This window comes from Microbacterium sp. SS28, from assembly GCF_022761035.1.
Classification (GTDB): Bacteria; Actinomycetota; Actinomycetes; order Actinomycetales; family Microbacteriaceae; genus Microbacterium.
In genome coordinates, this window is record NZ_JAKWJP010000006.1 from 116,001 (window position 1) to 142,214 (window position 26,214).

A 26,214-nucleotide genomic window follows, 5' to 3' on the forward strand; every position below is an offset into this window, starting at 1 on the left:
GGGAATGCGTGACTTGCGGATCGGCGGGGATCTCCCGCGTCATCCTCCGGGCGGTGCCGTGCGGGCGAGCGCCCTCGAGTGTCTCAGCAGCACGGCGAGGCCGATCGCGACGACGACCAGGAAGGCGATCGTCAGGCTCGTGAAGGCGAACCAGTTCTCGTCGAGTGCGAGCACGATGGCCGCGGCGACCACGGCGATCGCGGCTGCCGCGATCTTCGACCCGAACTTCAAGCCTACCGCCGGGGTGAGCCGCCCGGCGGGCGAGTCGGCCCGCGCGAGGATCCAGTCGGCGAAGGCGTCGAGCGTCGCGAGCAGCGAGGCCGAGTAGGCGACGGCGCAGCCGAGCGCGCCCCACAGATTGACCGATGGCGCGGCGGACGGATCCGCGACGGCGAGGAGGGCATCCACGGTCTCGATCGTAGAGCGGGCCCCTCACGGGGTCTACGGCGCGGGGCCGGGATCAGGCGAGCAGCGTGCGGACGCGCCGCACGTCGTCGGCCATCTGCTCGATGAGCGCGGGGATCCCCTCGAAGGCGACCATGCCGCGCACGCGCGCCGTGAACTGCACTTCCACGAGCCGGCCGTACAGATCGAGATCGGTCTCGTCGAGGATGTACGCCTCGACCTGCCTCGTCGTGACGTCGTCGAACGTCGGGTTCGTGCCGACGCTGATGGCTGCGGGGTACCGCGTCGTGCGGCGGGGCTCGGCGAGGGGCGATCCGTCGGCGACCCCCTCGTCGACGAGCCATCCCGCGTAGACGCCGTCCGCCGGCACGAAGCCTTCCAGGTCGATCGAGAGGTTCGCCGTCGGGAAGCCCAGTTCGCGGCCGCGCTTGGCACCGTGGACGACCTCGCCCCACACGGCGTGCGGGCGCCCGAGCAGCCGCGCGGCGGACTCGACGTCGCCCTGCGCCAGGAGGTCGCGGACCCACGTCGACGAGACGCGGCGGTCGCTGTCGATCGAGCGCACATCGCCGATCACGTCGACCCGGAACCCGAGTTCGGCGCCGAGCTCCGTCAGGACCTCGGGGTTGCCGGCGCCACCGCGGCCGAAGCGGAAGTCGGTGCCGACCAGGACGGTCCGGGCTCCCAGCGCGTCGACCAGGATGCGCTCGACGAACTCGCGCGGGGACAGGCCCGCGAGCGCCTCGTCGAAGCGCAGCATGAGCGTCGCGTCGATGCCGGTGCCCGCGAGGAGCTGGATCTTCTGCGTGACGCCGATGAGGTCCTCGGGGCACAGTTCGGGGCGCAGGAGGCTCAGCGGATTGCGGTCGAACGTCACGGCGACGACCTTCGCGCCGGCGGCCGCGTCGACCTTCGCGCGCTCCAGCACGGCCCGGTGGCCCGCGTGCACGCCGTCGAACTTGCCGATCGCGACGACCGAGGGCCCGAAGCCGGCGGGGACCTCGGCCGGATCGCGGAAGACGATCACGACGTCACCGCGGCCGACGCGGACGGGCCCCCGTCCCCCGAGGCTCCGGGCGCGGCGTCAGCGGCCTCCGGAGTGGGGATGGCGACCGCCCGCTCGTCCGTCGAAGGCGCGGGCGGGTGCTTCACGAGCCACCACAGGCCGAAGAAGGGCAGAACGAGCGGGATGAAGACGTACCCGAACCCGAACAGCGACCAGACTGTCGGATGCTGGAACAGCTCCGGCAGCGCGAGGCTCAGTGTTCCGATCACGAGCACGCCCACGAGCTCGAAGAGGATCGCGACCCACGCCACGATGTACCAGCCGCGGCGGCCCGCGAAGACGAGCGCGAGCGTCGCGACGATGTAGACGACGGCCGAGACCGCCGACAGCGTGTACGCGAGGGGCGCATCGTCGAACTTCTGGACGATCTGCACGAACGAGCGACCGGTCGCCGCGAGCGCCATGATGCCGTAGACGAGCACGAGCACGCGGCCGATGCCGGTCATCCGGCGGGAACGGGGGGTGGGGGAAGACATCGCCTGACGATTCTATTCGCTGGCGCGGGCGGGCCCGGCGCGGCCCCCGGCGCCGCCCCACTCGCGCCCGCTGCGGCGCCCGGGTGCGGGTGCTCAGGCGAGCTGCACGGTCCAGATGATGTGCATGCGCCATGTCATGACGGCGACCGAGAGCGCCGCGACGCCCATGATCACAGTGCTCCAGCGGCTGCGCTCGAGGAGCGCCCACACGACCGCGGCGGGCGGCAGGAGCGCGGCCGAGACGAGATAGACCCAGAACTCCAGGAGCGACCCCGACGGAGGGTTGCCCACGAGCGGCGCGATGATCGCGACGACGATCTGGATGATCAGGAGCAGCTCGAGCAGCGCGATCGACCCGACCGTCCAGTCGCTCGGACGGCGTCCCGCGAGGCCCGCGATGACGCAGAACAGGCCCGCGGCGACCGCGACCCCCACCTGCACGAGGGTGAACCACAGGATCATCGGGACTGCTCCTCGGGCATGTTCATGGCGCTCTTGAGGTCGTCGCCGCGTCGCTCCACGATCCCGACGAGGACGCCCTCGGGATCGATCGCCGCCGCATGCTTGCCGCCCATGCGCACGGCGGCGCCTGCGAGCCGCTTGCCGTGACGCAGATCGCGCGCCTCGTCGGCGGTGACCTCGAGCCCGCCGATGACCGCCTGGGCCGCCGACGCGGGTGAGAGCCTGCGGGCGTCCGCGAGGTCGTCGAGGGATGCCGCATCCGCGACCTCGAACGGACCGATCCGCGTGCGGCGGAGGGCCGTGAGGTGTCCACCGACGCCGAGGCCCGCGCCCAGGTCGCGGGCGAGCGCGCGGATGTAGGTGCCGCTCGTGCAGTCGACGACGACGTCGAGGTCGATCACGCCGCCTTCGCGCCGCTCGGCGAGCACGTCGAACCGGCTCACCGTGACCTGCCGCGCCGCGAGCTCGACCTGGAAGCCCTCCCGGGCGAGGTCGTAGGCCCGCTTGCCGCCCACCTTGATCGCCGACACGCGGCTGGGCACCTGCGAGATCGGGCCGGTCAGCGCCGCGATGCCGGACAGCACGTCGGCGGAGCGGACGGCCGAGGCATCCGTCTCGTCGGTGATCTGTCCGTCGGCGTCGTCCGAGTCGGTCGTCACCCCCAATCGGATCGTCGCCTCGTAGGTCTTGTCGAGTCCCACGATGAAGGTCAGCAGTCGCGTCGCGCCCTCGACGCCGAGGACGAGCAGGCCCGTCGCCATGGGATCGAGGGTTCCCGCATGGCCGATCTTGCGCGTGCCGAACGCGCGGCGCGCACGGGCGACGACGTCGTGGCTCGTCATCCCGCCCGGCTTGTCGACGAGGACGACGCCCGCCGCGGGCTTCTCGCCGGCCATCAGCAGTAGTCCTGGTAGACGCGGACGGGATGCTCGGGGTCGATGGCGTCGACGATGGCCGAGGCCGCGGCACGCGGGTTCGCCTCGCGCAGGTACAGCTCGTGGCCCTCGCGAACCCGCGTGTTCGAGGCCGCGAGGAAGTCCGGGTCCGACCCGTCGCGCTGCGCGAGCCGTTCGAAGGCGACGTCGACCGGCACGTCGAGCCACACCGACCAGTTCCACGCTCCCCGCAGCTCGGGACGGTGCAGGAACGTCCCGTCGACGATCAGGACGGCGTCGCGGGATGCCGTGACCCAGGTGGACTCGAGGGGTTCGTCGCGGAGGAGGTCGAAGGCGGCGAGCTGGAACCCCGTCGATCCGCCCGTGCGGCCGCCCTCGCGGAACGGGTCGAGCAGCACGCGACGGAAGGTCGCGTAGTCGAACGAGTCGAGGTAGTAGCCCTCCGGCGAGGTGCGCCCCCGCGCCTGCCGCTCGACGCGCGGCCGGTGGAAGTCGTCGATGCTCGCGCGGAACACGACGGACCCGTCCTCGGCGAAGACCGCCGCGAGGCCGTCGGCGAAGGCCTTCTCGCCCGCGCCGTCGCGCCCGTCGACCGCGATGACGACGCGTCCGGCACGGGAGTGCTGGCGCACCTCGCCGCGGAGCCCCCGCCACAGAGTCGTCGCGGGAGTCGTGGGGAGGCGCATGGTTCCAGCCTACGGCGGCGCGACTCCCGCGCTCAGCGCGCGCTTAGGGTGGAGCGCATGCCCGACCTCGCTCCCGCGCTCATCGCGTGGTACCGCGAGAACGCCCGCGATCTGCCGTGGCGCAGGCCAGGGTTCGGGGCGTGGGGCGTGCTCGTGAGCGAGTTCATGCTGCAGCAGACGCCCGTGAGCCGCGTCATCCCGCATCTCGAGGCATGGCTCGAGCGGTGGCCGACCCCGACGGCGCTCGCGGCGGATCCGCCGTCCGAGGCGGTGCGGCAGTGGGCCAACCTCGGCTATCCGCGCCGCGCGCTGTGGCTGCACCGCGCGGCCGTCGAGATCCGCGACCGGCATGCGGGCGTCGTGCCGAGCGACGTCGATCCGCTGCTCGCACTGAGCGGGATCGGCGACTACACGGCGCGCGCCGTGGCGGTGTTCGCGTACGGGATGCGGCATCCCGTGGTCGACACGAACACGCGACGCGTGCTCGCGCGCGCCGTCGACGGACGGTCCCAGCCCGGTCCCCCGGCGCGCCGCGACCTCGCCGCGATGGACGCGATCCTGCCGCAGGGCGACGCCGAGGCAGCCGTCGTCGACGCCGCGGCGATGGAGCTCGGCGCGACAGTCTGCACGGCCCGCGCTCCGCGCTGCGAGGCATGCCCGATCGCCCATCTCTGCGCATGGCGCGCCGCGGGGTATCCCGACACGGGCGATGAGCGCCGCAGGCAGGCGCGGTACGAGGGCAGCGATCGTCAGGCGCGGGGTGCCGTGCTGAAGACGCTGCGGGATGCCGCGTCCCACGCCGTCGCGATGGACGACGTGATCCCGGACTGGCCCGACGCGCTGCAGCGCGACCGCGCGATCGACTCGCTCATCGCCGACGGCCTCGCCGAGGCATCCGGCGGAATGCTCTCGCTCCCCCGCTGACCCCGTGTCAGGCGTCGAAGCCCTCGCCGACGGTGCGGTGCGGACTGACTACTCTTCCTCGTCGAACTCGCGAGGCTTGAGGTACGGGTCGGCGTCGCCCGCATAGGTCGCCGATGCGGCGATCCCTGCGACGGCCTGGTCCCGCTCCCGCGCTTCGCGCAGAAGGTCCTCGATGTGCCCCGCGTTCTCGGGGATCGCATCGGGGATGAACTCGAGGCTCGGGGTGAGCCTGACGTTGAGGTGCTTGCCCACTTCGGAGCGCAGCATCCCGGTCGCCGACTTGAGCGCCTCGCCCGATGCCGCGCGCTCCTCAGGGGTGCCGAGCACCGTGTAGAAGACCGACGCGTGCTGCAGATCGCCCGTGACGCGGACGTCCGTGATCGTCACGAAGCCGAGGCGCGGGTCGCGCAGCCCCTTCTCGAGGCGCTCGGCGAGGATCACGCGGATGCGGTCGCCGAGGCGTGCTTGACGTTCGCTGGCCATGAGTGTTCCTTTCGACAGGTGAGGGACGCACCGTACAGATCAGTACAGTGGCGCCCCTCACCGAGTGCGATCAGCCGCGCGGCTTCTCGACCATCTCTGTGGTCTCGATCTCGTCGCCGATCTGGATGTCGTTGTACTTGCCGAGGCCGATACCGGCTTCGAAGTCCGTGCGGACCTCGGTGACGTCGTCCTTGAAGCGGCGCAGCGACTCGATGGCCAGGCCATCGGCCAGCACGACGCCATCGCGGATGACGCGCGCCTTGGCGTTGCGCGTGATCGTGCCGGAGCGGACGATGACACCCGCGATGTTGCCGAACTTCGAGGAGCGGAACACCTCGCGGATCTCGGCCACACCGGACTGGACCTCTTCGTACTCGGGCTTGAGCAGACCCTTGAGCGACTGCTCCACGTCGTCGATCGCGTTGTAGATGACGGAGTAGAAGCGGGTGTCGACACCCTCGCGGGCCGCGCGCTCGCGGGCCTTCGTGTCGGGCCGGACGTTGAAGCCGATGATGATCGCGTTGTCGATCGTCGCCAGGTTCACGTCGGACTCGGTGATGGCGCCCACACCGCGGTGGATGATGCGCAGCTGCACCGAATCGTCGACCTCGATCTTGAGGAGCGACTCCTCGAGCGCCTCGACGGCACCCGACACGTCACCCTTGATGATGAGGTTGAGCGACTCGACCTTGCCCTCTTCGAGAGCGCGGGTGAAGTCCTCGAGCGAGATGCGCTTGCGGGCCTTGGCCAGCTGGGCGTTGCGCTCGGCGGCCTCGCGCTTCTCGGCGATCTGGCGGGCCAGGCGGTCCTCTTCGGTCACGATGAACGTGTCGCCGGCGCGCGGCACCGAGTTGAGACCCTGCACCTGCACGGGGCGCGACGGCCAGGCCTCGAGGACCGGGTCGCCGTTCTCGTCCGCCATGGCACGGACGCGGCCGTAGGCCGTGCCCGCCACGATGGCGTCGCCGACGCGGAGCGTTCCGGACTGGATGAGCACCGTGGCCACGGATCCGCGACCCTTGTCGAGCTTCGCTTCGATCGCGACACCGCGGGCTGCCTTGTTCGGGTTGGCCGTGAGGTCCAGACCCGCGTCGGCGGTCAGCAGGACGGCGTCGAGGAGCTCCTGGATGCCGGTGTTCTGGCGCGCCGAGACGTCGACGAACATGACGTCGCCGCCGTACTCCTCGGCCACGAGGCCGTATTCGGTCAGCTGCTGACGAACCTTGGCCGGGTTGGCGTCGGGCTTGTCGACCTTGTTGACCGCGACCACGATCGGCACATTGGCCGCCTGGGCGTGGTTGAGCGCCTCGACCGTCTGCGGCATGATGCCGTCGTCGGCCGCGACCACGAGGATCGCGAGGTCGGTGACCTGCGCACCACGGGCACGCATGGCGGTGAACGCCTCGTGACCCGGGGTGTCGATGAAGGTGATGGCGCGCTCGATGCCGTCGTGCTCGGTCCACACCTGGTAGGCACCGATGTGCTGCGTGATGCCGCCGGCCTCGCCCGCGACCACGTTGGTCTGGCGGATGGCGTCGAGCAGTCGCGTCTTACCGTGGTCGACGTGGCCCATGACGGTCACGACGGGCGGACGGATCTCGAGGTCGTCTTCGCTCTCGGCTTCCAGCTCCGCGTCGAGGTCGAGACCGAAGCCCTCGAGGAGCTCCTTGTCCTCGTCCTCGGGCGAGACCATCTGGATCTTGTAGCCGAGCTCGACGCCGAGCACCTCGAACGTCGCCTCATCCAGCGACTCGGTGGCCGTGGCCATCTCGCCGAGGTTGAAGAGGATCGTGACGAGCGTGCCGGGCTGCACGGTGTAGCCCGTGATGGCCTCGATCTTGTCGGCGAAGTCGGCGATCGATGCGCCGCGGCGCATGCGGATGATCTCGCCGTTGCCGCGCGAGACGTTGACGCCGCCGACGACCGGCGCCGACCGCATCTCGAATTCCTGCCGCTTCGCCCGACGCGACTTGCGCTGCTTGGACTTGCCGCCACCCTTGCCGAAGGCACCTGCGGTGCCACCGCCGGGACCGCGGCCACGACCGCCGCCACCGCCGGGACGACCCGCGAATCCGCCTGCCGGAGCACCCGCTCCGGGCGCTCCACCGGGACGCTGGAAGCCGCCGCCGGCGCCGCCGGGACGGCCGGGGCCGCCGGGACGCTGCTGGAAGGGCGCGCCGGGACGACCGCCGCCACCGGGACGACCCGCGCCGCCCGGACGCGGAGCGCCGGGACGGGGGGCGCCGGGGCGCGGAGCCTGCGGACGCGGGATGTTGCCGGGGCTGGGTCGCTGGCCCATGCCCTGCGCCGAGGCGAAGGGGTTGTTGCCGGGGCGGGGGCCCGCGGGACGCTGGCCCATGCCCTGGCTCGACGCGAAGGGGTTGTTGCCGGGGCGCGGAGCTCCACCCGGACGCGGCGGCTGCGGCGACGGCGCACCGGGCTTCGGCGCGGCGTCCGGAGCGGCCGGGGTCGCCTCAGCGGCGGGCGCTGCCGGAGCTTCCTGCGCAGCCGGGGCTGCGGGAGTCGTGGCGGGCGCGGCCGGAGCAGCCGGCGCTGCCGGACGTGCGGGGCCGGGCGTCGGTCCGGACGAGGTCTTGCGAGCAGGCGCGGCCGAAGCCGGAGCGGCGGGTGCCGAAGCGGCCGGCGCCGCAGCGGCCGGGGCCGCCGGTGCCGCAGCAGCCGGCGCGGCGGGTGCCGCGGGCGCTGCCGGACGAGCCGGGCCGGGACGGCCGGCGGGGCGCGCGGGCGCTGCCGGCTTCTGGGCGGCACCCGCAGCGGCGGATGCTCCCGCTCCGTCCGCCTCGAGGGCGGCGCGGAGCTTGCGAGCCACGGGGGGCTCGATGGTCGATGAAGGGCTCTTGACGAACTCGCCGAGCTCCTTCAGCTTCGCGAGCGCGACTTTGCTGTCGACGCCGAGTTCGGAAGCGATCTCGTGCACGCGTGGTTTGGCGTTTACCACAATTCTCCTGTCTGGGGGCCTACCCAGACAGGGCAGGCCGTTCTAGCGGACGGGACTCATTTCGAGCCGTTCACTTTGTTTCCATAGCCATTCAGCCGTTTCTCGATGGTGTGCGTGTCGAGCGGACCCGACACACGCAATGCCCGTACGAAGGCGCGGCGCCGGATCGCGGCATCCATGCACTCGTAGGTCTCATGCACCCACGCACCCCTCCCCGGCATCGACGCGCGCTCATCGGGGATGAGGACGGAATCGATGGCCACCACTCTGAGCAGAGAGGCACGGGGGGCACGCGTGCGGCATCCGACGCACGTTCGTACGGATTCCATTCTACACCTCCGGCTTGAGCCGCCGGTCCGCTCGGCACCCCGCAGCGCGCAGCGCTCGCAGAGCTCGATGCGCTCGCCGGCGCCCGCTGCTCGATCTCGAGTCGTGACGCGTCAGCGCGGACTGCACGCGCATCGACCTGTCACGACTCGAGGATGCTGTCGGGCTGGATGTCGATCTTCGCGCCGGTCAGCTTCGCGGCGAGGCGGGCGTTCTGGCCCTCCTTGCCGATCGCGAGCGACAGCTGGTAGTCGGGCACGAGCGCGCGGACTGCCTTGATCGAGGCGTCCAGCACGAAGCTCGACGTCACCTTCGCGGGCGACAGGGCGTTCGCGACGAACTTCGCGAGCTCGGGGTCGTAGTCGACGATGTCGATCTTCTCGCCGCTCAGCTCTTCGGTGACGGCGCGGACGCGGCGTCCGAGCTCGCCGATGCAGGCGCCCTTGGCGTTGATCGTCGGGTCGTTCGCCTTGACGGCGATCTTGGAGCGGTGGCCCGCCTCGCGTGCGAGCGAGACGATCTCGACCAGGCCCGACGCGATCTCGGGGACCTCGAGCGCGAAAAGCTTGCGGACGAGGCCGGGGTGAGTGCGCGAGACCGTGATCTGCGGGCCCTTCGTGCCCTTGGCGACCGAGGTCACGTAGACGCGCAGCCGCGAGCCGTGCGTGTACTCCTCGCCGGGGACCTGCTCCTCGGGCGGGAGGATCGCCTCGACCGAGCCGAGGTCGACGTGCACCATGCGCGGGTTAGGGCCCTGCTGCACGACGCCGGCGACGATGTCGCCCTCCTTGCCGCGGAACTCGCCCAGCACGGCGTCGTCGGCGATGTCGCGGAGGCGCTGGCTGATGACCTGTTTGGCGGCGAAGGCGGCGATGCGGCCGAAGTCCTCGGGAGTGCTCTCCTCCTCGCCGATGACGACGTCCTCCTCGTCGAGGAGGGGGATGAACACGGCGACGTGGCCGGTCTTCCGATCGAGCTCCGCGCGCGCGCCGGCGGGCAGCTCGCCCGTGGGCGAGGTGTGCTTGGCGTACGCCGTGAGGATCGCCTGCTCGATGATCCCGACGAGCTCCTCGAAGGGGATCTCCTTCTCGCGCTCGACAGTACGCAGCAGTCCGAGATCGATATCCACCGGGACCTCCCTATTCAGCTCTCGCCGGCACGCCACACGCGCCTCGGCATCCCACATACGTTACCGGATGCCGCCTCCCGCGAGCCTGGGAGCTGGCTCTAGGCTGGCGCCATGGTGGACTCCTCGACCGAAGCCCGCGCGCGGGCGCGCACGGCGGATCCCGGGCTCATCGGCCTGCTCGGCTTCGTCATCGCGACGATGACGGCCCAGCTCGCCCACCTCGGCGTGCAGGACGAGCACCCCGTCTTCTGGGTCGGTGCGGTCTTCGGCGGGGTCGTGCAGGTCACGGCCGGGATGCTGTCCTACTTCATCGGCGACGACTTCCACTTCATCGTCTACAACGCGTTCGGGTGGTACTGGATCGTCGTGCCGGGGTTCCTGCTCGGCGAGGAGCTCGGGTTCTTCGAGGTCACGAGCGTCGCGCGAGGCCTGTTCGCGCTGACCTTCGCGATCCTCGCACTCGCGTTCGCGCCGGCCGGCGCGGTGCACAACACGGTCCTGCCGATCACGCTGCTCTGCGTCTCGGCAGGTCTCACGCTGCAGGCGATCGGGGCGTTCGCGGGGGCTCCGGGCATCGCAGCCGTCGGATCGTACGTCCTCATCGCGGCCTCCGCCCTCGCCGCCTACATGCTCGTCGAGAAGTTCTACTGGCGCACGATGGGCCGGCGCGTCGTGCCGCTCGGGCGTCCCTGGGTGCGCGGCAACCCCGACCCGGAGTCCTGAGCGCGTGTCAGCTGCCGCGGCATCCCTGACACCGAAGCGCTCCCCCGCCACACGACTCCGCGGCACCGGCTGAAGCGTGCGTCCTCGCGGCGTCTCATGCGCGGCGCAGTATCCCCGCGAACGGTCACCCTGCGACGGGGCCATACTGGTGCCGCCGGCCGCCGGTGGATGGCGGCCTCGAGCGTGAGGAGCCGATCATGGCCAGGTCGCACGTCAAGAAGCCGCGGTCCGAGCTGAAGAACATCTCGTACGAGATCTTCATCGGCGTCCTCTCGGTGCTCTCGATCGTGAACCTCGTGCTGCTGTACGTCATGAACCGCAGCGAGGCGCTGGAGCTCATCCTCTACGTCATGAACGCGCTCTTCAGCGCGATCTTCCTCGGCGACTTCATCTACCGCATCGCGACGGCGCCGTCGGCCTCGCACTACTTCTTCCGGAGCTTCGGCTGGGCGGACCTGCTCGCGAGCCTCTGGTTCCCGCAGCTCAAGGTCCTGCGCGTCTTCCGCCTGTGGCGCGTCTTCCGGCTCATGCGCGAGGTCGGCCCCCGCACGCTGTGGAACACCCTCATCCACGATCGCGCGAACAGCGCCCTCATGACGCTGCTGCTCATGGGCATCCTCGTGCTGCAGTTCGGCAGCATCTCGATCCTCTTCGTCGAGGAGGACGCCGAGGGCGCCAACATCACGTCCGCGTCCGACGCCCTCTGGTACACGGTCGTCACGATCTCGACCGTCGGCTACGGCGACCAGTACCCCGTGACGAACGCCGGACGCCTGCTCGGCACGCTCATCATCGTCGTCGGCGTCGGCATCTTCGGAACCTTCACGGGCTACCTCGCCAACCTCTTCCTGGGGCCGAGCAAGGAGGCCGCTGCCGGTGAGCACAACGAGGAGACGGATGCCGCACCCGCGGCCCCGGCGCTCCCGCCCGTCACGTCCGACCACACCGCGACAGGCCTCGCCGCGGGCGCCGTGTCATCCGCCGTCACGGCCGGCGCGGCATCCGGGTCCGCATCACTCGACGGGGCTGCGGGAGCAGGCGACGGTGCGGCGGCCCCGCTCGCGGTCACCTCGACGGCGCAGCTGCTCGCACTGCTCGAGCAGTCCGAGCGCTTCTCCGCCGAGCTGCGCGCGCTCGTCGCGGCAGCTCCGGCGTCGGGCGGTGCGGCGGACGACGATCGCTGAACCGGCGCGGCCCGCGACGTCAGCGCGCCGCCGCGGCCGGCGGCCGCGCTCGGCCTCCACATCCCACGGCGCGGCTGTCAACCCCTGTCCGCGCACGGGGGTGACGCGTGAAGCTCGGTTCATGACGGAACTGACGGGAAACGAAGCACGCGATCGGCTCAAGGAGCTCGTGGAGGACATCGACTTCACGATGCTCACGACAGTCGACGGGGCGGGCAACCTCGTGGGCCGCCCCATGAGCACGCGCGAGATGGACGAGGCCGGCGACATCTGGTTCTTCACCGCCGACGACTCCAAGAAGGTCGCCGAGGTCGAGGCCGACAACGACGTGAGCCTCTCGTATCTCGATGCGAAGGGCATGCGGTTCGTGGCGGTCGCCGGTCGCGCGCGGATCGAGCACGACCGGGCTCGCATGGAGCAGCTCTACACGCCCTCGCTCGACATCTGGTTCGAGGACGGTCTCGACACCCCCGGGATCGCGCTGCTGCGCGTCACCCCCGTCGAGGCCGAGTTCTGGGAGCCGTCGAAGGGCAAGGTCGCGATGGCCGCCGGAATGCTCAAGGCGCTTGTGACGCACGACACGCCCGACGATGACGTGATGACCCACGGCCGCGTCGGCGGCTGAGCGGCGGCCGGAGACCCCGGTGCAGGCACCCGCTACGCCGTGAGGCGCGCGACGGCCTCGGCGACCGAGAGCACTTCGCGGTCGCCCGAGCGACGGTCCCACAGCTCGACCTGGCCCTCGGCGGCGCCGCGTCCCACGACGAGGATGCGCGGCACGCCGACCAGCTCGGCGTCGGCGAACTTCACACCGGGCGAGACCTTGCCGGCACGGTCGTCGTACAGGACGTCCAGGCCGGCCGCCTCGAGCTGATCCGACAGCGACGCAGCGAGATCGAAGGCGACGGCATCCCTCCCCGTCGCGACGACGTGGACGTCGAACGGCGCGATGGACTCGGGCCAGACGAGGCCCTTGGCGTCATTGTTGAGCTCGGCGAGGATCGCGAGGATGCGGGTGACGCCGATGCCGTACGACCCCATCGTGACGGTGACGAGCTTGCCGTTCTCGTCGAGCACCTTGAGTCCGAGCGTCTCAGCGAAGAAGCGTCCGAGCTGGAAGACATGGCCGATCTCCATGCCGCGCGCGAGCTCGACCGGTCCCGAGCCGTCGGGCGCGGGATCCCCTGCGCGCACTGTCGCGACCTCGACGAAGCCGTCGCTCGTGAAGTCGCGGCCCGCGACCAGGGAGTGCACATGCTTCTGGTCGATGTTCGCGCCCGTGACCCACGCGGTGCCGTCGACGACGCGGGGGTCGAGAAGGAACCGGATGCCGGTAGCCGACTCCTCGCCGAGGATCGGGCCGGTCTCGGACCAGGGCCCGATGTAGCCCTTGGTGAGCAGCGGGTTGTCCTCGAAGTCCTGCTCGGTGGCAGCCTCCACGGCTGCCGGGGCGAAGGCGACCTCGACGCGCTTGTCGTCGACATCGCGATCGCCGGGCACTCCGACGATGACCAGCTCGCGCGTCCCGTCGAGGTGCGTCAGTGCGAGCACGACGTTCTTGAGGGTGTGCGCAGCAGTCCACTCCGTCGCATCGGCGGTGTCAGGGCCGGCGATGCCCGCCGCCGGAGCGGCGAGGTGCGCATTGCAGTGGTCGACGAGGGTCTGGATGGTCGGCGTGTCCGGGGAGTCGAAGATCACGGGAGCCGGAAGGCCGTCGAACGGGATCGCGTCGGGCGCCGTCGTCGTGTACGCCTCGACGTTCGCGGCGTAGCCGCCCGCCGAGCGCACGAAGGTGTCCTCACCGACCGCGATCGGGTGCAGGAACTCCTCGGAGCGCGCGCCGCCCATGAGGCCGTTGTCGGCCGCGACGATGACGTACTCGAGCCCGAGACGCTGGAAGATGCGCTCATACGCGTCGCGCTGCGCCTGGTACGAGGCATCCTGACCCTCGTCCGTGTAGTCGAACGAGTACGCGTCCTTCATCGTGAATTCGCGACCGCGCAGGAGGCCGGCGCGGGGGCGGGCCTCATCGCGGTACTTGTCCTGGATCTGGTAGATCGACAGAGGCAGGTCCTTGTAGGACGAGTAGAGGTCCTTCACGAGGAGCGTGAACATCTCCTCGTGCGTAGGCGCGAGCAGGTAGTCGGCGCCGCGGCGGTCCTGAAGGCGGAAGATGCCGTCGCCGTACGAGGTCCAGCGGCCGGACGCCTCATAGGGTTCGCGCGGCAGCAGCGCGGGGAAGTGCACCTCGAAGGCTCCCGCGTTCGTCATCTCGTCGCGGATGACGCCCTCGATCTTCGCCTTCACCTTGAGCCCGAGAGGGAGCCACGTGAAGATGCCCGGCGCAGCGCGGCGGATGTAGCCGGCGCGGACGAGCAGCTTGTGGCTCGTGACCTCCGCGTCGGCGGGGTCTTCACGGAGCGTGCGGAGGAAGAAGTTCGACAGACGGGTGACCACGAGGGTCAAGTCTAGAGCGGCGGGATGCCGCGACCCGATCCGCATCGCGGGCGGCGGTGCGCGTGCGCAGCCCCCGTCAGCGGACGGTGGACTCGATCGCGGCAGCCGCGGCCGCGGTGACAGCTGCGACGATCGCGGCCCGGCGCCTGCGGGTGCGCGTCGCGGCGTCTCCCGCGTCGGGCACGATGAGCGCGTCGAGCTGCGGCAGCACAGGCCACGCGTTGACGAGACTGACCACGGTCAGCAGCAGCTCCCCCGCATCGACTCGGTCGAGGCCCGGCAGCATGCGCTGCATGCGCGTGACCTTCTCAGCATGGAACGCCGCCCGCACGGGACTGTCGGCCGCCGCGATGCCGCGCTCGAGTCCCTCCCAATAGACGAGGCGCGGAATCTCGCCGTGCGCGATGTGGTGGTCGAAGAGCCGCGCGGCGTAGTCGCCGACCGCCTCAGGCCCGGTCCCCTCGGCCTGGACGGCCTGCAGCGCCTCCTGCAGCGCCTCCGCCAGCACGGTGGCGAACAGCTCGTCCTTCTTGCCGAAGTACTGGTAGATGCGCTCCTTGTTGACACCCGCCGCAGCCGCGATGCGGTCGACGCGGGCTCCGGCGAGCCCGTGCTCGCTGAATTCCGCCGTCGCCGCCGCGAGCAGCAGCCGCTTGGTGCGCTCGGTGTCCCACGCCATGCGACACATGGTACCGAAGAATCCAACTAAATGGTTGCGGAATAGACCCGACGGTGGTTCACTTACAACCAACCAGTTGCAACCATTCAGTTGGACTGTTCGAAGGATGCATGAGATGACCGCTTCGCCCACGACCCAGCCCACCCGCACTCCGGCCGCCGCACCGTCGATCCACGTCCGCGCCGTGATCACGTGGCTCGCGATCTTCCCGCTCGTCTCCGTGGGGATGCTGCTGATCGCGCCGATCTCGGAGTCGTGGCATCCACTCCTCCGCGCGTTCGTGCTGACGGCGGTCGTCGTCCCGCTCGCGGTTTACGTCGTCGTGCCGCGCCTGCTGCGCGCGTACGGGGCGCTGATGCGCCGCCGCGCGTCGCGCTGACAGGCGCCGCCGGCCGAGCTCAGGCCGTGACGACCTGCGCCGTGCCGACGGGGGCCTCGGGGCCCATCTCGGCGGCGAGGCGATTGGCCTCTTCGATGAGCGTCGCGACGATCATGGCCTCGGGGACGGTCTTGATGACCTGCCCCTTGACGAAGATCTGGCCCTTGCCGTTGCCCGAGGCGACGCCGAGGTCGGCTTCGCGGGCCTCGCCGGGGCCGTTGACGACGCATCCCATGACCGCGACGCGCAGCGGCACCGTCATGTCCTTGAGACCCTCTGTCACGTCGTCGGCGAGCGTGTAGACGTCGACCTGCGCGCGGCCGCACGAGGGGCACGAGACGATCTCGAGCTTGCGCTCGCGCAGATTGAGCGACTGCAGGATCTGGTGGCCGACCTTGACCTCTTCGGCGGGCGGGGCGGACAGCGAGACGCGGATCGTGTCGCCGATCCCCTCCGAGAGGAGGATGCCGAACGCCGTCGCGGACTTGATCGTGCCCTGGAACGCGGGACCGGCCTCGGTCACGCCGAGGTGCAGCGGCCAGTCGCCCATCCCCGCGAGCAGGCGATACGCCTTGACCATGACGACGGGGTCGTTGTGCTTCACCGAGATCTTGAAGTCGTGGAAGTCGTGCTCCTCGAAGAGCGACGCCTCCCAGCGCGCGCTCTCGGCGAGCGCCTCGGGCGTCGCCTTGCCGTACTTCTCGAGCAGGCGGGGGTCGAGCGAGCCCGCGTTGACGCCGATGCGCAGCGACACGCCGGCCGCCTTCGCGGCGGCGGCGATCGCGCCGACCTGGTCGTCGAACTTGCGGATGTTGCCCGGATTGACGCGGACGGCGGCGCACCCCGCGTCGATCGCCTGGAAGACGTACTTCGGCTGGAAGTGGATGTCGGCGATGACCGGGATCTGGCTCTTCGCCGCGATGATGTGCAGCACGTCGGCGTCGTCCTGCGACGGGACGGCGACGCGCACGATCTCGCAGCCGGAGGCCGTGAGCTCGGCGATCTGCTGAAGCGTCGCGTTGATGTTCGTCGTCGGCGTCGTCGTCATGGACTGGACGCTGACGGGCGCATCGCCGCCGACGAGCACCCGGCCGACCTTGATCTGGCGGGACTTGCGTCGCGGGGCGAGCACGTCAGTGGTCTTCGGCATCCCGAGGTTCACAGCTGGCACGGCTGACAGCCTACGCCGCGGAAGCGTCGAGGGGCTGGGAGCCCGCGCCCCCGGGGCGCCGGGACCCGGTACCTTCTCGACCATGACCGTGAACCGTGTCTACGCCCGCATGACGGGTCGCGACCCCCGCGAGCACCACCGCGCCGCAACGCCCCTCGAGCTGCTCTTCGACCTCGTGTTCGTCGTCGCGTTCAGCCAGATCGGCTCGCAGATGGCGCACTATCTCGAGCTCGGCCACGTGTCGACGGCGCTCATCGCCGCGTCGTTCACGACCTTCGCGGTCACGTGGGCGTGGATCAACTACTCGTGGCTCGCCTCGGCGTACGACACCGACGACGTCTACTTCCGCGTCGCGACGATGGTCGTGATGATCGGCCTCATCGTCGTGGCCCTCGGCGTGCCGAACGTCTTCCACTCGATCGACGAAGGCCATTACCTCGACAACACGGTCGTCGTCGCGGGCTACGTCATCATGCGCATCGCGACGATCGCCCTCTGGGTGCGGGTCGCGCGCGAGGACGAGAAGCGGCGGCCGACGGCGATCGCCTACATCGTCAACATCTCGATCGCCCAGCTCGGGTGGATCGCGCTCATCTTCCTCAACCTTCCGGTCGCCACGACCCTCGTCTTCACGACGATCCTGTCGCTCTTCGAGCTCGCGGGGCCGCTCTTGGCCGAGCTGAGGTTCGGCCGCACGCCGTGGCATCCGCATCACATCGCCGAGCGCTACGGCCTGCTCGTCATCATCACGCTCGGCGAGGTCATCCTAGGCACGGTCCTCGCGATCTCGGCGGTCATCGAGCAGCAGCACGGCTGGACGCTCGACGCGGCCCTCGTCGCGTTCGGCGGAACGGCGCTCGCCTTCGGCATGTGGTGGATCTACTTCGCGATCCCGTGGGGGCGTGTGCTCGAGGTCCACCCGAAGCGGGCGTTCGCGTGGGGCTACCTGCAGATCTTCCTCTTCGGCTCGCTCGTCGGAGTCGGCGCGGGCCTGCACGTCGCGGCCTACGTCATCGGCGGCGAGGCCCACGTCGACGCGACGTTCGCGGCGCTGTCGATCGCGATCCCCGTCCTGCTGTTCGAGACGCTCCTCTTCGTGCTCTACTCGCTCCTCGTGATGCAGCTCGACCCGTTCCACATCTGGCTCTTCTTCGGCGTCGTCGCCGTGCTCGTCGTGGCGGTCGGGGCCGTCGCGCTCGGCGCATCGCTCGGTGTCGGCATCCTGCTCATCGCGTGCTCTCCGATCGTCGTCGTGGTCGGCTACGAGACGATCGGCTGGCGGCACGCGACGGAGATGGTCGCCCGGTCGCTCGATGACTGACACGGGCGACCGCCGCGGTTCTGCTATCGTGACCGCATGCTCGCGAACACCTCCTGGTGGCCCACCCGCTGACGGCGGTGTGTTCGCGTTCCCACAGACACAGACCGCCCGAGGGCGGTCTTTCTCGTTTGAGCGACCGTCCGACCCGATGAAAGGCCGGCGATGACACCGAGCCCCTTCCCCTTGACCGCGGCGCTCGCGAAGGCCGACTCCTTCGCGCTCATCGCACGCGACGGGGCGACCGTCGAGCTGCTGACGGGCGAGGTCGTCGACGTCGCGCTGCTCGCCGACATCCCGCTCGTCCAGGACGGCGTCCCGCGCGAAGTGCTCGCGCTCGTGCCGTTCCGCCAGGTCGTCGAGCGCGGCTTCGTATGCCACGACGACCACGCGCCGCTGCGCTGCCTCATCGTCGGCGAGCACACGGCGTTCCCGCGCGACGAGGCGCTCGCCGAGCTGCCGTCGGCGCCCGTCGCCCTCGCGGACGCGGGCTTCGACATCCCGGACGACGAGTACGCCGAGATCGTGCGGCGCGTCATCGCCGACGAGATCGGGCGGGGGGAGGGCGCGAACTTCGTCATCCGCCGCGACTTCACGGCGACCGTCGACGCGGATGCGCGCACGACGGCGCTCACGTGGTTCCGCGCGCTGCTCGAGTACGAGCGCGGCGCGTACTGGACGTTCGCGATCGTGACCCCCGACCACATCGCGGTCGGCGCGAGCCCCGAGGCGCACGTCAGCGCGCAGGACGGGGTCGTCACGATGAACCCCATCTCGGGCACGTTCCGCCACCCCGCGGGCGGTGCGACCCCCGAGACCCTGAGCGAGTTCCTCGAGTCCACGAAGGAAACCGAAGAGCTCTTCATGGTCGTCGACGAGGAGCTCAAGATGATGAGCGCCGTCTGCTCCGACGGCGGGCGCATCACAGGCCCGCACCTCAAGGAGATGTCGCGCCTCACCCACACCGAGTACGTCCTGCGCGGCCGCAGTCGCCTCGACCCGCGCGACATCCTGCGCGAGACGATGTTCGCTCCGACCGTGACCGGCTCGCCCATGCAGAATGCGTGCACCGTCATCTCGCGCCACGAGCGCACGCCCCGCGGCTACTACTCGGGGGTCGCGGCGCTGTTCACCCCACGGGCCACGGATGCTCCTGCCGACGACGACCCGACGCACGACCTCGACGCGCCCATCCTGATCCGCACGGCGTATCTCGTCGACGGACGCCTGCGTGTGCCCGTCGGCGCGACGCTCGTGCGGCACTCCGACCCGTACGGCGAGGTCGGCGAGACGCACGGCAAGGCCGCGGGCGTCCTCGGCGCGATCGGTGCGATCCCCCGCGACACGGCGGTGCCCGTCGCACCCGACGCGATCGACGAGGACGCGCCCGCCGCTGCTCCGAAGCCGCTCGCCGACGATCCCGCGATCGCGGCACTCCTCACTTCGCGGAACGCGCGGCTCGCGTCGTTCTGGCTCAACCCCCAGGCCGCGGGCGAGGGCCCCTTCGCGGGACGCTCCGCGATCGTCGTCGACGTCGAGGACCGCTTCACGACGATGCTCGCGCACCAGCTGCGCCACCTCGGCCTGACCGTCGACATCGTGCCCTGGAGCGCCGTCACCGACGAGCAGGTCGACGAGGCCGAGCTCGTCGTGTGCGGCCCCGGGCCCGGCGACCCGCGCGACCTCTCGAGCGCCCGCATCCTGCGCATGCGCGAGGTCGTGCGCCGCCGGCGCGATGCCGGCAGGCCGCTGCTCGCGGTGTGCCTCAGCCACCAGATCCTCGCGGACTCGTTCGGCATCGACCTCGCGCCGCTCGCCCGCCCGCACCAGGGACTGCAGAAGTCCGTCGACGTCTTCGGCACGCCCGCGTCGATCGGCTTCTACAACACCTTCACGGCGCGCGTCGCCCCGGGGACGGCCGTCGTGGGCGAGGCCGAGGTCTCGGCCGACCCCGGGACCGGCGACGTCTACGCGCTGCGCGGCCCCGCGTTCGCGTCGGTGCAGGGGCACCTCGAGTCGATCCTCTCGCGGGACGGGATGTCGACCCTCGAGCGGCTCGTCGCGCAGGCGTTCTCGCCCGTCGAGGCGTAGGCCGGGTCAGCGGGCGATGCGCGCCTCGATGAGCCGGCGCTCGGCGGCGTTCGCCGTCAGCTCGAGTGCGCGCAGGTCGGCGTCGGTCGCCTCGGCGTCTCGGCCGAGCCCCCGCAGCAGGTGCGCCCGCACGGCGTGCCACAGGCGGTAGTCGGCGAGCGCCGCCTGAAGATCGTCGACCTCCGCGAGGGCCGCCTGCGGTCCCTCCACCTCGGCGAGCGCGACGGCGCGGTTGAGACGCACGACGGGCGAGCCGTCGAACCGCAGCAGCATGTCGTAGAGCGTCAGCACCTGCAGCCAGTCCGTCTCGGCCGAGGTCGCGGCGTCCGCGTGGCACGCCGCGATCGCGGCGTGCAGCTGCCACCGGCCGGGTCGGCGCAGCAGCGCGGCGCGCGCGAGCGTCCTGCGGGCGTCCGCGAGCAGCGCGGCATCCCATCTCGTCCGATCCTGATCGCCGAGCAGCACGAGCTCGCCATCGACGGCGCGGGCGTTCTCGCGCGCGCGGTGGAAGAGCAGAAGCGCGCGCAGTCCGTGCGCCTCGGCCTCGCGGGGCAGTGCCGCCGCGACGACGCCCGCGAGCCACAGCGCGTCGTCGGCGAGATCGCGGTCGGCCGCGGCATCCCTCCCCGCCGCCAGATGCGCCTCGCTGTACATGACCGAGACGACGCTCAGCACGATGTCGAGCCGCGCCGCGCGATCCTCGGGCTCGGGGATGCGGATCGGGATGCCGGCCTCGCCGATCTTGCGCTTGGCGCGCGAGATGCGCTGCCCGACGGTCGTCGGCGTCGACAGCGTCGCGCCCGCGATCTGCGCCGTCGTGAGACCGCACACGGCCCGCAGCGTGAGGGCGAGCTGCGCGTCGGGCGAGAGCGCGGGATGGCAGCATCCGAACAGCAGCGGCAGCCGCTCGTCGGCGTCGTCCGCGTGCGTCGCCGGAGGGGTCTCAGCGATCGTCGCGAGCTTCTCGCGGTAGCGCTTCTCGCGCCGGATCCGGTCGAGCGCGTTGTGCCGGGCCGCCTGCGTCAGCCAGGCACCGGGATTGGGCGGGATGCCGCGTCCTCGCCACTCCCGCAGCGCCTCTTCGACCGCCTCGGCGACAGCCTCCTCGGCGAGGTCGAGACTGTGCAGCGACGCGGTCAGCGCCGCGACGATCCGGCCGGACTCCTCGCGGACAGCACGTGCGAGCGCCGCATCGGAGGCGCGAGGGGATGCCACAGCCGAGCCGGCCGCGCCGGCCGCGGCATCCGTGTCGCTCACTGCTGCATGTGGCTGTAGTCGACGACCATCGGCCGGATCTCGACGGCCACGCCCGGGTGTTCGAGCATCGGCCAGGTCTTCACGATGGCGATCGCGGCGTCGAGGTCCTCGACGTCGAGCACGCTGAAGCCGCCGATGACCTCCTTGGCCTCGGAGAACGGGCAGTCGGCCACGACCGGAGCGCTCCCGCCGTACTTGACGGTCGTGGCCGTCGACACGGGATGCAGCTCGGCACCGGAGTCGGAGATCTGCTCGCTGTTCTCGCCGAACCAATCGAAGACGCGCCGGTACACCGCCTCCGCCCGCTCGGGCGGCACCGCCGCGTCGAGCTCGGGAGTCGAGGTGAACATGATGACGTACTTCATGATGCTGGTCCTTTCGTCAGGGAACCGTTTCATGAGTACAGCGAACGGACAACCGGCTTTTCGACAGGACCGCGAGATTCCTACGGACCGAAGAACGAGATCGGGTTGAAGATGTCGGCGAGGATCAGCACGCCGCCCATGACGATGAGGCCGATGACCACGACGAAAGTCACCGGCACGAGCTTGGTCGCGTCGACGGGCTTCGGCGCGGGGAGCCCGAAGATGCGCGCCCACACGCGCTTGATGCCCTCCCACAGCGCGACGGCGACGTGCCCGCCGTCGAGCGGGAGCAGAGGGATGAGGTTGAAGACGAACAGGGCGAGGTTGAGCGAGGCGAGCAGCCCCAGCATCGCCGAGACCCTGTTGAGGATCGGCGCGTCGACGGCGGCCACCTCGCCCGCGAGGATCCCCGCGCCGACGACGCTGAGCGGACCGTTGGGGTCGCGCTCCTCCCCCGTCACGAGCGACACCGCGGCGTCGTAGACCTTGACGGGCATCTGCCAGATGATGCCCGCGACGGCGCCGACGTTCTCGATCGTCGCCTGTGCGCCCGACCAGATCGGCTGGCGCACGTATTCGACCTCTGGGCGGATGCCCGCGAAGCCGACCTCCGTCGTGGCCCCGTCAGCGTCCGTCGCACCGATCGTCGCGGGCGTCAGGACGATCGACTGCTCCGCGCCGTCGCGCTCGACCACGATCGTGAGGGGCACGCCCGGGGACTGCCGGATGATGGCTGACGCGTCGGCGAAGGTCGCGACATCCGTCCCCTCGACCGACACGATGACGTCGCCCGGCTGGATCCCGGCCTCGACGGCCGGCGGTGCGGGGTCTTCGGACGTGCACTCGGCGGCGACCGTCTCGGGAACGCATGCGGACAGCCCCGCGACGGTCGTCGTCGCGGTCTGGACGCCGATCGCGCTGAAGACGATCGTGAACAGCACGACCGCGAACAGCAGGTTCATCGTCGGCCCGCCGAGCATCACGACGATGCGCTTCCAGACGGGGAGCTTGTAGAAGACGCGCTCGTCGTCCTCGCCCAGCAGCGTCTCGTCGTTCGCGGCGCGCGCGTCCTGCACCATCGTCGCGAAGAAGCCGCCGCCCGCACGCCCTTCGCGGCCGCCCGCGGCGACCGCGGCGCGCTCGCGGGGCGATGGCGGATACATGCCGGCCATCGAGATGTAGCCGCCGAGCGGGATCGCCTTGAACCCGTACTGCGTCTCTCCGCGGCGGCGCGACCAGATCGTCGGTCCGAAGCCGATCATGTACTGGCCGACGCGCACGCCGAAGCGCTTGGCGGGCCACAGGTGGCCGAGCTCGTGCAGCGCGATCGACACGGCGAGGCCCACGACGAGGACGACGACTCCGATGGCGAACGCGATGGCTGTCACACGGCAACGGTACCCGCGCGATTCTTTGATTTGGCCGTGGATGCCGGGGGCCGGTGCGAGGATGGGATCGCCATGCCGTCCCGCGCCGTTCCGACCTCGCCCGCGCCGGCGGCGAGCGCCCGCCTCACGGCGCGGCAGCTGCGGACCCTGCGGGGCATCTCGGCGGCGGGCGTCGCGACCGTCGTCGCTTCGACGGCGCACACCCTCGCGGGCGGCGGCGCCCCCTCAGCCGCGCTCGTCGCGGTCGTGATCCTGCTCGCCGCGCCCGTCGCGGTCGCGCTCGCGGGCCGCACGCTCGCGCTCTGGCGGCTCGCGCTCACGGTGCTCGCGAGCCAGCTCGTCTTCCACGTCGCGTTCGCGCTCTCCGCCGGCGCGACCGGCGCGGCCGGCGCGGCCGCGGCGCACGCGCACCACGGCGCCCTCGTGCTCGACTCCGGCCCCGCCGCCGCGTGGACGCTCGACCCGCTCATGCTGCTCGGCCACGCGGTCGCCGCGGTCGTCACGATCGCGGCACTCCACCGCGGGGAGCGGATGCTGCGCTCGATCGTGCGCGGCCTCCTTCGGCTGCTCGCGGCGCGGTGGGACGTCCCGCGTCCCGACTTCCCCGCGCTGCTCGCCCCGTCCGTGCCGGGCGAGCGCGGCATCCGTCCCCCGCTCTTCGTCACCGAGGTCTCGCGCAGGGGTCCGCCCGTGGGCTGCGCGGCGCTGTAGCGCCCGCGCCCCGACCACCTCCTCTGCGGCGACTCGCCCTCTGCGCGCGTCGCCGACCCCTTTCGCGCTGCCACGGCAAATGCCGTCGCGCGCACCCCGACGAAAGAGCACGTCCATGAACCGCACCACCCTGCCCACGCGCCGCACGAACACCCGCCGCACGACCCTCGCCCTGGCGGGCGCCGCGGCGGGCATCGCGCTCGCCCTCGCCGCTCCGCTCGCGGCCTCGGCGCACGTCCACGTCGACCCCGGCACGGCCTCCGCCGGAGCGAGCGAGACGCTCGCGTTCACCTTCTCGCACGGCTGCGACGGCTCGCCGACGACCGCCCTCGCGATCGGCATCCCCGAGGAGGTCGCGACGACGACACCCGTCGCCCAGGGCGGCTGGACGATCCAGCGCGAGCTCGGCGCAGACGAGCAGCCCACGCGCGTGATCTTCACGAGCGATGCGCCCGTCGAGTCGGGCATCCAGGCCTCGGTCTCCCTTGCCGTGACCTTCTCCGAGGATGCCGCGAACGCGACGCTCGCCTTCCCCGTGACGCAGATCTGCGTCGACGGGGAGACGGCATGGGTCGATGTCGCCGAGGACGGAGCCGATCCCGAGAGCCTCGAGGCGCCCGCGCCGACGGTCGTCGTCGGGGATGTCGTCGCAGAGGGCGACGGCCACGGGCATGCCGACGGCGCGGCCGACGCCGCAGCCGCGGCCGACCACGACGAAGCGCCCGCGCCCGCGGCCGCCGATCCCGTCGCGCGCTGGCTCGCGGGCGGGGCGCTCGCCCTCGCCCTCGCGGCGCTCGTCGTCGCGGTCGTGTGTCGCCGACGCGCCTGACACCCGGGCGCCCCGGGAGGCCGACGCACGTCGCCTCCCGGGGCGCCGCTCACAAGGCAGTGTCGACGGCGGCGCTCGATGAGAGGATTGATGCGCCATGCCGATCGACATCCCCTCGAACCTGCCCCCCGTGCTCCGGCCGGAGAATCCGCCCGTCCGCTCCCTCGCCGAGCTCGCGAAGCGGTTCGCCCGCGACGTGCGCGGCGACCTCGACGGAGTGTCGCTCAGCGGCATCACCCTCGCGACGGGCGATCTGCGTCCCGGTGAGGCCTTCGTCGCCATCCGCGGACTCAACCGGCACGGGGCCGAGCTCGCGCAGGTCGCCGCCGACAAGGGCGCCGTCGCGATCGTGACGGATGCCGCGGGCGCCGATCTCGCCGCCGCGACGGGGCTGCCGATCGTCGTCGTCGACGATCCGCGCGGTGAGCTCGGCGAGCTGTCGGCCTGGGTCTACGGCACGGGCGCGGACGACGCGCTGCCCATCCTCTTCGGCACGACCGGCACGAACGGCAAGACGAGCGTCTCCCACCTGCTCGAGGGCATCCTCGGGCAGCTCGGCGTCGTGACGGGCCTCTCCTCGACGGCCGAACGGCACATCGCGGGCGAGGTCATCGTCTCGCGCCTCACGACCCCCGAGGCATCCGAGTTCCACGCTCTCCTCGCGCTCATGCGCGAACGCGGCGTCGAGGCCGTCGCGGTCGAGGTCAGCGCGCAGGCACTCAGCCGCCACCGCGTCGACGGGCTGCTCTTCGACGTCGCGGGCTTCACGAACCTGAGCCACGACCATCTCGACGACTACGCCGACATGCGCGAGTACTTCGAGGCGAAGCTTCCGCTGTTCCTTTCCGACCGGTCGCGGCGCGCCGTCATCTCGCTCGATTCGGCGCCGGGTCTCGAGGTGGCCGAGCGCTCCGAGGTCCCCTTCGTGACGGTGGGCACGCCCGCCATCGCGGTGGATCCGGATGCCGCATCGGCCGCCGACTGGACCGTCGACATCCTCGACGAGCGCCCCGCCGGCACGCGGTTCGCGCTGACCTCGAAGGACGGCCGCTCGCTCACGACTGTCGTGCCCGTCATCGGCCGGCACATGGCCGCGAACGCGGGTCTCGCGATCGTCATGATCCTCGAGGGCGGCTACTCCTGGGAGTCGCTTGTCGCTGCGCTGGACGGCGGACGCATCGACGCCTACCTGCCGGGCCGCACGCAGCTCGTCTCGGGCGACCGCGGTCCCGCCGTCTACGTCGACTTCGGGCACTCCCCCGACGCTTTCGAGAAGACGCTCGCCGCCGTCCGGCGCGTCACGCCGGGCAAGGTCGTCATGCTCTTCGGCGCCGACGGCGACCGCGACGCCACGAAGCGCCACGACATGGGCCGCACAGGCGTCGAGGGCAGCGACATCCTGATCATCACCGACCACCACCCCCGCAACGAGAACCCGGACTCGATCCGCGCGACCCTCATCGAGGGCGCGCGCCTCGCGCAGCCGGAGGCCGAGATCCTCGAGTTCTCGCCGCCCGAGCGCGCCATCATCGAGGCTGTGCGGCTCGTCGGCGACGGCGACGCCATCCTCTGGGCGGGGCCCGGGCATCAGGACTATCGCGACATCCGCGGTGTCCGCACGCCCTATTCGGCGCGGGAGCTCGCGCGCCGGGCGCTCGCTGCCGAAGGCTGGCCTGTTCCCGAGCCGCACTGGCCCGTGCCTTACCCCGCCGACGAGACGCCTCTCTCGGACCCGACGCGCGACTGGCGCTGATCCCCGCTTGTGGTCTGACCACAAAATCCGGTCTTCTCGAGAGGCCGGATGTTGTGCTTTCCGTGCACACTCTTCTGTGGTCTGACCACACGCGGT

26 protein-coding genes are annotated in these 26,214 nt (G+C 71.2%); 10 read left to right on the forward strand and 16 right to left on the reverse strand.

The annotated features are described in order from the left end of the window. Positions 1 to 39 precede the first annotated feature (39 nt). From MJ607_RS17055 to MJ607_RS17080, 6 genes are all read right to left on the reverse strand, one after another. Positions 40 to 408 carry a hypothetical protein gene (locus tag MJ607_RS17055; protein WP_243076815.1) on the reverse strand — a complete coding sequence of 123 codons (369 nt, stop codon included), beginning with the start codon at positions 406 to 408 and terminating at the stop codon, positions 40 to 42. A 52-nt stretch (positions 409 to 460) separates the two neighbouring features. After that, positions 461 to 1,432 carry a bifunctional riboflavin kinase/FAD synthetase gene (locus MJ607_RS17060; RefSeq protein ID WP_243076816.1) on the reverse strand — a complete coding sequence of 324 codons (972 nt, stop codon included), beginning with the start codon at positions 1,430 to 1,432 and terminating at the stop codon, positions 461 to 463. Then, positions 1,429 to 1,917 (reverse strand): hypothetical protein, encoded by a 489-nt coding sequence (locus tag MJ607_RS17065; RefSeq protein ID WP_243077060.1) that lies wholly within the window; start codon positions 1,915 to 1,917, stop codon positions 1,429 to 1,431. The genes MJ607_RS17060 and MJ607_RS17065 overlap by 4 nt, the downstream gene beginning before the upstream one ends. Positions 1,918 to 2,040: 123 nt before the next feature. Continuing rightward, positions 2,041 to 2,409, reverse strand: a complete 369-nt coding sequence (locus MJ607_RS17070) for a hypothetical protein (protein ID WP_243076817.1) — start codon at positions 2,407 to 2,409, stop codon at positions 2,041 to 2,043. Further along, positions 2,406 to 3,305, reverse strand: a complete 900-nt coding sequence (gene truB, locus MJ607_RS17075) for a tRNA pseudouridine(55) synthase TruB (RefSeq protein WP_243076818.1) — start codon at positions 3,303 to 3,305, stop codon at positions 2,406 to 2,408. Before truB ends, MJ607_RS17070 begins: the two co-directional genes overlap by 4 nt. Further along, positions 3,305 to 3,991 (reverse strand): uridine kinase, encoded by a 687-nt coding sequence (locus MJ607_RS17080; RefSeq protein ID WP_243076819.1) that lies wholly within the window; start codon positions 3,989 to 3,991, stop codon positions 3,305 to 3,307. Before MJ607_RS17080 ends, truB begins: the two co-directional genes overlap by 1 nt. A gap of 57 nt (positions 3,992 to 4,048) precedes the next feature. Between MJ607_RS17080 and MJ607_RS17085 the strand changes: the two genes are divergently transcribed. After that, the gene (locus tag MJ607_RS17085) at positions 4,049 to 4,915 is read left to right on the forward strand and encodes an A/G-specific adenine glycosylase (protein ID WP_243076820.1); all 867 of its coding nucleotides are present in this window, start codon (positions 4,049 to 4,051) and stop codon (positions 4,913 to 4,915) included. A 48-nt stretch (positions 4,916 to 4,963) separates the two neighbouring features. On the opposite strand, the gene rbfA is transcribed toward MJ607_RS17085, so the two are convergent. From rbfA to nusA, 4 genes are all read right to left on the reverse strand, one after another. Continuing rightward, complete coding sequence (gene rbfA, locus MJ607_RS17090) at positions 4,964 to 5,398, reverse strand: 30S ribosome-binding factor RbfA (RefSeq protein ID WP_243076821.1); 435 nt, start codon at positions 5,396 to 5,398, stop codon at positions 4,964 to 4,966. Positions 5,399 to 5,468: 70 nt separating this feature from the next. Beyond that, positions 5,469 to 8,336 (reverse strand): translation initiation factor IF-2, encoded by a 2,868-nt coding sequence (gene infB / locus MJ607_RS17095; protein ID WP_243076822.1) that lies wholly within the window; start codon positions 8,334 to 8,336, stop codon positions 5,469 to 5,471. 77 nt (positions 8,337 to 8,413) lie between these two features. Next, positions 8,414 to 8,686 carry a YlxR family protein gene (locus MJ607_RS17100; protein WP_279234808.1) on the reverse strand — a complete coding sequence of 91 codons (273 nt, stop codon included), beginning with the start codon at positions 8,684 to 8,686 and terminating at the stop codon, positions 8,414 to 8,416. A gap of 140 nt (positions 8,687 to 8,826) precedes the next feature. Continuing rightward, on the reverse strand, positions 8,827 to 9,813 hold the full coding sequence (nusA, locus tag MJ607_RS17105; RefSeq protein WP_243076824.1) for a transcription termination factor NusA: 987 nt from the start codon (positions 9,811 to 9,813) through the stop codon (positions 8,827 to 8,829). A 111-nt stretch (positions 9,814 to 9,924) separates the two neighbouring features. On the opposite strand from nusA, the gene MJ607_RS17110 reads away from it, so the two are divergent. From MJ607_RS17110 to MJ607_RS17120, 3 genes are all read left to right on the forward strand, one after another. Further along, positions 9,925 to 10,536 carry an acetate uptake transporter family protein gene (locus tag MJ607_RS17110; protein ID WP_243076825.1) on the forward strand — a complete coding sequence of 204 codons (612 nt, stop codon included), beginning with the start codon at positions 9,925 to 9,927 and terminating at the stop codon, positions 10,534 to 10,536. Positions 10,537 to 10,733: 197 nt separating this feature from the next. Further along, positions 10,734 to 11,720, forward strand: a complete 987-nt coding sequence (locus tag MJ607_RS17115; protein WP_243076826.1) for an ion transporter — start codon at positions 10,734 to 10,736, stop codon at positions 11,718 to 11,720. Positions 11,721 to 11,841: 121 nt separating this feature from the next. Continuing rightward, a complete protein-coding gene (locus MJ607_RS17120; protein WP_243076827.1) occupies positions 11,842 to 12,345 on the forward strand; it encodes a pyridoxamine 5'-phosphate oxidase family protein in 504 nt (167 codons plus the stop codon). 32 nt (positions 12,346 to 12,377) lie between these two features. Here MJ607_RS17120 and MJ607_RS17125 read toward each other — a convergent pair whose 3' ends face one another. Both MJ607_RS17125 and MJ607_RS17130 read right to left on the reverse strand, forming a co-directional pair. Further along, a complete protein-coding gene (locus tag MJ607_RS17125; RefSeq protein ID WP_243076828.1) occupies positions 12,378 to 14,177 on the reverse strand; it encodes a proline--tRNA ligase in 1,800 nt (599 codons plus the stop codon). Between the two features lie 76 nt (positions 14,178 to 14,253). Continuing rightward, the gene (locus tag MJ607_RS17130) at positions 14,254 to 14,856 is read right to left on the reverse strand and encodes a TetR/AcrR family transcriptional regulator (protein WP_243076829.1); all 603 of its coding nucleotides are present in this window, start codon (positions 14,854 to 14,856) and stop codon (positions 14,254 to 14,256) included. Positions 14,857 to 14,971: 115 nt separating this feature from the next. Here MJ607_RS17130 and MJ607_RS17135 point away from each other — a divergent pair, with 115 nt between their 5' ends. Beyond that, the gene (locus MJ607_RS17135) at positions 14,972 to 15,235 is read left to right on the forward strand and encodes a hypothetical protein (protein ID WP_243076830.1); all 264 of its coding nucleotides are present in this window, start codon (positions 14,972 to 14,974) and stop codon (positions 15,233 to 15,235) included. A 19-nt stretch (positions 15,236 to 15,254) separates the two neighbouring features. On the opposite strand, the gene ispG is transcribed toward MJ607_RS17135, so the two are convergent. Beyond that, entirely contained in the window at positions 15,255 to 16,406 is a 1,152-nt protein-coding gene (ispG, locus tag MJ607_RS17140) for a flavodoxin-dependent (E)-4-hydroxy-3-methylbut-2-enyl-diphosphate synthase (protein ID WP_243076831.1), read from the reverse strand. An 82-nt stretch (positions 16,407 to 16,488) separates the two neighbouring features. Between ispG and MJ607_RS17145 the strand changes: the two genes are divergently transcribed. Together MJ607_RS17145 and MJ607_RS17150 are read left to right on the forward strand one after the other, a co-directional pair. Beyond that, the gene (locus MJ607_RS17145; RefSeq protein ID WP_243076832.1) at positions 16,489 to 17,727 is read left to right on the forward strand and encodes a low temperature requirement protein A; all 1,239 of its coding nucleotides are present in this window, start codon (positions 16,489 to 16,491) and stop codon (positions 17,725 to 17,727) included. Positions 17,728 to 17,889: 162 nt separating this feature from the next. Further along, a complete protein-coding gene (locus tag MJ607_RS17150) occupies positions 17,890 to 19,815 on the forward strand; it encodes an anthranilate synthase family protein (protein WP_243076833.1) in 1,926 nt (641 codons plus the stop codon). Positions 19,816 to 19,821: 6 nt separating this feature from the next. On the opposite strand, the gene MJ607_RS17155 is transcribed toward MJ607_RS17150, so the two are convergent. From MJ607_RS17155 to MJ607_RS17165, 3 genes are all read right to left on the reverse strand, one after another. Next, positions 19,822 to 21,072, reverse strand: coding sequence for an RNA polymerase sigma factor (locus MJ607_RS17155; protein ID WP_243076834.1), 1,251 nt, complete (start codon positions 21,070 to 21,072; stop codon positions 19,822 to 19,824). After that, complete coding sequence (locus tag MJ607_RS17160; RefSeq protein ID WP_243076835.1) at positions 21,069 to 21,437, reverse strand: YciI family protein; 369 nt, start codon at positions 21,435 to 21,437, stop codon at positions 21,069 to 21,071. The genes MJ607_RS17155 and MJ607_RS17160 overlap by 4 nt, the downstream gene beginning before the upstream one ends. An 80-nt stretch (positions 21,438 to 21,517) precedes the next feature. Then, complete coding sequence (locus MJ607_RS17165) at positions 21,518 to 22,825, reverse strand: site-2 protease family protein (protein WP_243076836.1); 1,308 nt, start codon at positions 22,823 to 22,825, stop codon at positions 21,518 to 21,520. 72 nt (positions 22,826 to 22,897) lie between these two features. On the opposite strand from MJ607_RS17165, the gene MJ607_RS17170 reads away from it, so the two are divergent. The 3 genes from MJ607_RS17170 (at position 22,898) to MJ607_RS17180 (ending at position 26,118) form a co-directional block, all read left to right on the forward strand. Beyond that, positions 22,898 to 23,536, forward strand: coding sequence for a hypothetical protein (locus MJ607_RS17170; protein WP_243076837.1), 639 nt, complete (start codon positions 22,898 to 22,900; stop codon positions 23,534 to 23,536). A gap of 115 nt (positions 23,537 to 23,651) precedes the next feature. Beyond that, a complete protein-coding gene (locus MJ607_RS17175; RefSeq protein WP_243076838.1) occupies positions 23,652 to 24,365 on the forward strand; it encodes a DUF1775 domain-containing protein in 714 nt (237 codons plus the stop codon). A 97-nt stretch (positions 24,366 to 24,462) separates the two neighbouring features. Then, positions 24,463 to 26,118, forward strand: a complete 1,656-nt coding sequence (locus MJ607_RS17180) for a Mur ligase family protein (protein WP_243076839.1) — start codon at positions 24,463 to 24,465, stop codon at positions 26,116 to 26,118. The last annotated feature ends 96 nt before the right edge of the window (positions 26,119 to 26,214 follow it).